This is a genomic window from Frankia sp. AgKG'84/4, assembly GCF_023242965.2.
Classification (GTDB): domain Bacteria; phylum Actinomycetota; class Actinomycetes; order Frankiales; family Frankiaceae; genus Frankia.
This window is the reverse complement of the sequence record NZ_JALKFU020000277.1, coordinates 1-6,795: the sequence shown is the minus strand read 5'-3', so window position 1 is coordinate 6,795 and position 6,795 is coordinate 1. Positions and strand designations below refer to the sequence as shown.

General features: G+C 72.5%; 4 protein-coding genes and 1 pseudogene. 4 read left to right on the top strand and 1 reads right to left on the bottom strand.

Features of this window, described 5'->3' with window-relative positions; translation table 11 throughout:
• A partial coding sequence (locus tag MXD58_RS16760; RefSeq protein WP_250609522.1) for a DEAD/DEAH box helicase occupies positions 1-3,896 on the bottom strand: 3,896 nt, incomplete at its 3' end.
• A gap of 177 nt (positions 3,897-4,073) precedes the next feature.
• Here MXD58_RS16760 and MXD58_RS16755 point away from each other — a divergent pair.
• The 4 genes and pseudogenes from MXD58_RS16755 to MXD58_RS16740 form a co-directional block, all read left to right on the top strand.
• On the top strand, positions 4,074-4,268 hold the full coding sequence (locus MXD58_RS16755) for a DUF3046 domain-containing protein (protein WP_248838291.1): 195 nt from the start codon (positions 4,074-4,076) through the stop codon (positions 4,266-4,268).
• A gap of 192 nt (positions 4,269-4,460) precedes the next feature.
• The gene (recA, locus tag MXD58_RS16750; RefSeq protein ID WP_248838292.1) at positions 4,461-5,501 is read left to right on the top strand and encodes a recombinase RecA; all 1,041 of its coding nucleotides are present in this window, start codon (positions 4,461-4,463) and stop codon (positions 5,499-5,501) included.
• A 3-nt stretch (positions 5,502-5,504) separates the two neighbouring features.
• Entirely contained in the window at positions 5,505-6,086 is a 582-nt protein-coding gene (recX, locus tag MXD58_RS16745; RefSeq protein ID WP_248838293.1) for a recombination regulator RecX, read from the top strand.
• A gap of 354 nt (positions 6,087-6,440) precedes the next feature.
• A pseudogene (locus MXD58_RS16740) lies at positions 6,441-6,795 on the top strand (hypothetical protein); the annotation flags it as partial.

Genomic DNA, 6,795 nt, shown 5'->3' with positions numbered 1-6,795 from the left:
CCGGTCCACCAGGACTGCCAGGGCGCGAGGGTGTCGTTGGTGACCAGACCGGCCCAGACGAGATCCCACAGCGCGGCGCTCAGCGCGGCGTCGTCGAGGGAGCCGGCGCGGTCCGACAGGGCCCGGAAGAACAACGCCGCCCCGTCGGCGAGCGCGTCGAGGATCGCTGCGTGCGTCGGCCCCACGGCCGCGTCCAGCTCGGCGGGCGGCAGCAGCAGGCCCGCGGCGTCGGCGGTGACCAGGGTGAGCCAGCCATCCCCGCCGGGCAGCCCGCCGGCGCCCGCCCAGTGCACCTCCCCGGCCGAGCACAGCTCGTCGAGCTGGCCGGGAGAGTAGTCGCTGATCCGCGCCGGCAGCACGAGTGACTCCCAGGCGCTGGCCGGTATAAGGGCGCCCTGGAGCTGCTCGACCACCCGAAGGACGCCGTCGACGCCGCGGGCGCGCCCGCCGCCCACCCCCTGCCAGGCCGGCAGGAACGCGCCGAGCGCCTGGGTCGGGGTGGGCTCGATCTCCCGGCGCAACGCCGCGAGGCTGCGCCGACGCAGCATGCGCAGCACCTCGGCGTCACACCACTGCACGCCGGCCCGGTCCGGGTGCAGCTCACCGCGAACCAGCCGGCCGCTGGCGGTCAGTGCCGCAAGAACGGTCTCCACGACCGCGACTGCGAGCCCGAGCCGGCGGGCCGGCTCCTGCGCGTCGAACGGACCGTGGGTGCGGGCGAACCGTGAGATGAGGTCGCCGAGAGGATCGCGCACCGGTTCGGTGAAGGCATCGGGCACGCCGACGGGCAGGGGGACGCCCAGCGCGTCGCGCAGCCGCCCGGCGTCCTCGATGGGCACCCAGCGCTCCTCCCCGGCTATCCGTACCCGGATGATTCGCCGGTCGTGCTCGAGATCCGCCAGCCACTGCGGGGTCGCGCCGCGGGCGAGCGCCTCCTCGGTGGTCAGGTCGCCGACGACGCGCAGCAGGTCGGCGACCCCCTCCGCGTCGCGGGCCCGGCGCTGCGGCGCCAGCCGGGTCAGCTCCGCGGCGACCTGGGCGAGCGAGGCCGGGTCGATGAGCTCCCGCAGGTCGGCCTCGCCGAGCAGCTCGGCGAGCAGGGAGCTGTCCAGCGAGAGGACCTGGGCCCGTCGCTCGGCGAGCGGGGCATCCCCCTCGTACATGAACGCGGCCACATAGCCGAACAGCAGCGCGGCGGCGAAGGGAGACGGCGAGGAGGTCTCCACCTCCACCACCCGCAGCGAGCGGGAGGCCACCTCGCGCATCAGGCCGACCAACGACGGGGTGTCGAACACGTCCTGCAGGCACTCCCGCATCGTCTCGAGCACGATCGGGAAGTCGGTGAACTCCGCGGCCACCGACAGTAGCTGCGAGCTGCGCTGACGCTGCTGCCACAGGGGCGTGCGCCGTCCGGGCGTGCGCCGCGGCAGCAGCAGCGCGCGCCCCGCGCACTCGCGGAACCGGCTGGCGAACAGGGCACTGCCGCCGATCTCGGCGCGCACGATCGCGTCGATCTCGTCCGGGTCGAACACGGCCAGCTCGGCGCCCGGCACACGTGCCGCGTCCGGGATCCGGGCGACAATCCCGTCGTCGGTGTGCATGACCTGGACCTCGGTGCCGTACTGCGCGCGCAGGCGGGCCCCGAGCGCGAGCGCCCACGGCGCGTTCACCGGCGCCCCGAACGGCGAGTGCACCGCGAGCCGCCAGTCGCCGAGCTCGTCGCGGAACCGTTCGACCACGAGGGTGCGGTCATCACTGAGGTGGCCGGCGGCCGCGCGCTGCTCGTCGAGGTACCGCAGCAGGTTCGCGGTCGCCCACTCGTCGAGGCCGGCGGCGCGGACCCGCTCGGTCGCGGCCGGGCCGGGCAGCCGGCCGAGTTCGCGCAGGAACGCCCCGAGCGCACGGCCGAGCTCAGCCGGCCGACCAGGCGCGTCGCCATGCCAGAACGGCAGCCGGCCCGGGCGCCCCGGCGCCGGGGTGACGAGCACCCGATCGGCCGTGATCTCCTCGATCCGCCAGCTCGAGGAGCCGAGCAGGACGACGTCGCCGACCCGCGACTCGTAGACCATCTCCTCGTCGAGCTCACCGACTCTGCTGGCCTTCTCACCGACGAGGAACACGCCGAACATCCCGCGGTCGGGAATCGTCCCGCCGCTGGTCACCGCGAGGCGTTGCGCGCCGGGACGGCCGCGCAGCGTGCCGGTGTCACGATCCCAGGTGATGCGCGGACGCAGCTCGGCGAAGTCGTCGGACGGGTAGCGACCGGCCAGCATGTCGAGCACGGCCTCCAGCACCGAGGACGGCAGCGAGGCGAAGGTGGCCGTGCGGCGCACCAGCACGCCGAGGTCCGCGACGGACCAGTCGTCCATCGCGGTCATCGCGACGATCTGCTGGGCGAGCACATCGAGGGGATTGCGCGGCAGTCGCAGCGACTCGATCTCCCCGGCCCGCATCCGTTCCGCGACGACAGTGCATTCGAGCAGGTCACCCCGATGCCGAGGGAGGACCACGCCCATGCTGCTGGCGCCCACCTGGTGGCCGGCGCGGCCCACCCGCTGCATGCCGGCGGCGACGCTCGGCGGCGAGCCGATCTGCACCACCAGGTCGACGGCGCCCATGTCGATGCCGAGCTCCAGGCTCGACGTCGCGACGACCGCCGGCAGCCGGCCGGCCTTGAGGTCCTCCTCGATGAGCTGGCGCTGCTCGCGGCTCACACTGCCGTGGTGGGCCCGCGCCACCTCCGGCCACGCCGGGTCGACCCGGCCCTCACCGGCGGGCCCCATCATCGCCGCCGGCGCGATCTGGGTCGCCCCGGCTCCGTGCGGCCACCGGTCCAGGGGCGGACGACGAGCCGGGCCATCCCCCCCATCGGCGCCCTGGGCGGCGGACTCGGCCTGCTCCGCCGCCACGGCCAGCCGGTCGGCGTGCAGCTCGTTCAGCCGGGCGCAAAGCCGCTCCGCCAGCCGTCGGGAGTTGGCGAACACGATGGTCGACGAGTGCGCGAGCACCAGGTCGAGCACCCGCTCCTCGACCGCGGGCCAGATGGAGGCCCGGGGCGGTGCGGCGGCGGCCGAGCCGTCGGCGCCGGCGTCGGGGACCGGCTCGCCGAGACTCGCCATGTCCTCGACCGGCACCACGACCTGGAGCTCGAGCGTTTTGGTCGACGGCGGGCGGACGACCGTGACCGGAGCCGGGCCGCCGAGGAACCGGGCGACCTCATCGATCGGTCGCACCGTGGCGGACAGCCCGATCCGCTGCGCGGGCCGCTCGAGCAGCGCGTCGAGGCGCTCCAGGCTGACCGCCAGGTGCGCACCCCGCTTCGTGCCGGCGACGGCGTGCACCTCGTCGAGAATCACCGTCTCCACGCCGCGCAGCGCCTCCCGCGTCGCGCTGGTGAGCAGCAGAAACAGGGACTCCGGCGTGGTGATGAGGACATCGGTCGGGGCCGCGGCGAAGCTGCGCCGCGCGGCGGCCGGGGTGTCGCCGGAACGGATGCTGACGGTGACGTCGGGCAGCGGGAGGCCGAAGCGCTGCGCTGCCGCCCGCATGCCCGCCAGCGGAGCCCGCAGGTTGCGCTCCACGTCGACGGCGAGCGCCTTGAGGGGGCTGACGTAAAGCACCCGGCAGCGGCGGGTGCGCTCGGCCGGGCGCGGCGCGCGGGCCAGCGCGTCCAGCGACCACAGGAAGGCCGCGAGGGTCTTGCCCGAACCTGTCGGGGCGACGACGAGGGCGTTTCCCCCAGCTCGGATGGCCTCCCACGCGCCCCGCTGGGCCGGTGTGGGGGCGGCGAAGGCGGCACCGAACCACTCCCGCGTCGGCGCGGAGAACGACGAGAGCGGTTCCTGCGGGTCGTGCGGGCTGTCCGGGCTCACGTCCTCCAGTCTGCGTCGCGCCACCGACAGGATTCTGCGGCCGGTCTCGGCCGGTCTCGTGGCGGCCTGGTCAGGCGGCCGTCGCTGGCTGCCGTCCGGGCGTTCCGGCGCCGCGATCCCTCGAGGCGGCGGGTGGCCGGCGGCGCACGCGGGGACGGATGTGGTTGACCGGTCCGGTTCGGGCCGGTGCACACTGGCGGGGTGCGGTTGACCGAGTTCTGGGCGAAGATGAATGACCGGTTCGGCTCCGCCTACGCGGAGTCGTTCGCACACGATCATGTTCTTGCGCCGCTCGGTGGGGTGACGGTCGAGGCGGCGCTGGCCCGCGGGGACGACGCGAAGGTCGTCTGGCGGGCGGTGTGCGAGGAGTTCGACGTGCCGGCGCGGGAGCGCTGAGGGCCCCCGCCCGGCGTGTCGCTCGCCGGTCGAACGCTTGTTCGGCTAGAGTTATCCCCATGATGCTCCTTGTCCACAGCGTCCGCGTCGCGGCCGTCCACAGACTGGCCCCGGCTCTCGAAACTGTCAGACCCCCGGCCTAACGTCATCTCCGTGGCCAAGAATCGACGACCTCAGCATGGAGTGACCTCAATGGCGGCAGGGCTCGACCGCGAGAAGGCGTTGGAAAACGCGCTCGCCCAGATCGACAAGGCGTTCGGCAAGGGTTCCGTCATGCGGCTGGGAGACGACACCCGGCCCCCGATTCAGGCCATCCCCACGGGTTCGATCGCGCTGGATGTCGCGCTCGGTATCGGCGGGCTTCCGCGCGGCCGCATCATCGAGGTGTACGGCCCGGAGTCCTCCGGTAAGACGACTGTCGCGTTGCACGCGGTGGCCAACGCGCAGGCGCTCGGGGGGATCGCGGCGTTCATCGACGCCGAGCACGCCCTCGACCCGGACTACGCCGGGAAGCTCGGTGTGGACACCGACAGCCTGCTGGTCTCCCAGCCGGACACGGGTGAGCAGGCGCTGGAGATCGCGGACATGCTCGTGCGGTCCGGTGCGCTGGACATCATCGTCATCGACTCGGTGGCCGCGCTCGTGCCGCGGGCCGAGATCGAGGGTGAGATGGGCGACAGCCACGTCGGCCTCCAGGCCCGGCTGATGTCGCAGGCGCTGCGCAAGATGACGGGCGCGCTGGCGAACTCCAGCACGACCGCCATCTTCATCAACCAGCTCCGCGAGAAGATTGGCGTCATGTTCGGCTCGCCGGAGACGACGACCGGTGGAAAGGCGCTGAAATTCTACGCCTCGGTGCGGCTCGACGTGCGCCGCATTGAGACGCTGAAGGACGGCACGGAGGCTGTGGGTAACCGCACCCGAGTCAAGGTGGTGAAGAACAAGGTGGCTCCGCCGTTCCGGACCGCCGAATTCGACATCGTCTACGGCGGGGGTATCAGCCGCGAGGGTTCTCTGATCGACATGGGCGTCGAGCACGGCATCATTCGCAAGTCCGGTGCCTGGTACACCTACGACGGAGATCAGCTCGGCCAGGGTAAGGAAAACGCCCGGTCGTTCCTTCGGGACAATCCCGACCTGGCCAACGAGATCGAGAAGAAGATCAAGGAAAAGCTTGGCATCCTGCCCACCCTCGACGCCGAAGTCGAGGCGCCGGTCCCGGTCGACCTGTAGCCGATGCCGGCCGGTCGGCGCGATGCCGAACGCCGACCGACCACCGGTTCCGAGGCCGCCGACCATGCCGGCCGGCCGGCCGATCCGGTGGCGGTCGCGCGGGAGATCTGCCTGAACCAACTGGCAGCGCGGGCGCGTAGTCGCGCGGAGCTCGCCGCGACACTGCGTCGCCGCGGTGTGTCCGAGGACGTCGCGGAAGCCGTCCTTGATCGCTTGACTGCTGTCGGGCTGGTCGACGACGGTGCCTTCGCCGCGGCCTACATCAGCTCCGCCCGGGAGCGGCGCGGGCTCGGACGCCAGGCGCTGGCGGTGGAGCTGCGTCGGCGGGGGATCGAGCCGGACATCGTCGACGCGGCCACCGAGGTCATCGACGAGGCCGACGAGGAGGAGATCGCTCGCGATCTTGTTCGGCGCCGGCTGGCCTCCATGGATCGGCTGCCGGAGCAGGTCCGCATCCGTCGCCTGGTCGCCATGCTGATGCGGCGGGGTTACTCGGGAGGCCTGGCGGCCCGGGTCGTGCGCGAGCAGGTCACTCCCGACGATCATGAGAGCGAGGTGGAGGAAGCGTCGTCGGAGTGGGACTAGTCCGCGTGGCCGCGTCGCCTGGATTGCGGCGTCGCTGTCAATGTGATGAATTCCTTGACCCGGGAATGTGCGGCGAACTACTCTTTCGGAAAGGTGACAGGATCCTGCGGTGACGCGGTCATGGTGACGCGGTACAGATAGCTCGCTCAACTTCACACGCAGGTAGCCGCCCCGCGGATGCCCAGTTCGGTGTGCCCGATGCCCGTTCGCCAATGATGGCCAGGTCACGGTGTGTCGCTGGCGCCGTAATGTGACTCTGGGATCTCCGCGGCTGTGATCGTGCCTGGTCGTGGGTCCTTCGCCGCTCCGGTCCAGCTCGCTTCGGCGGGCCTGACGACAGCAAGGGGAGCAGCGATGGAGGGCGTGTTAGTCATCCTCCTGTCCCTGGTGCTCGTCGTCCTGGTCGGCCTCGTCGCCGCGGTGGCCTGGCTGATGCGGTCGGACGGGCGTCCACCCGTGCAGGTTCGGGATGCGTCGGCTCGCCGCCGCGCCCGCGCCGTCCTCCCCCTAGCACCGTCCGAGGTTGACGACCTTCTGCGCGACGACTCCGCGTTGGACGACGGCGAGCCCACGGTCCGGGTGCTTCCGCCCGGGGCAGCCGCGATGTCGGAGGCGGACGGGCCCGTCGCGACCCGGCCCACCGGCCCGCCTCCGACCGGTCAGGGTGCGGAGTCTGCGGTGGCTGGCGGCGCCACGACCGAGCCCGAGG

What these genes read in the sequence shown, in the direction of transcription:
- recX (WP_248838293.1), top strand. Translation starts at nt 5,505, where the DNA reads ATGCCGGCCGGTCGGCGCGATGCCGAACGCCGACCGACCACCGGTTCC.
- recA (WP_248838292.1), top strand. Translation starts at nt 4,461, where the DNA reads ATGGCGGCAGGGCTCGACCGCGAGAAGGCGTTGGAAAACGCGCTCGCC.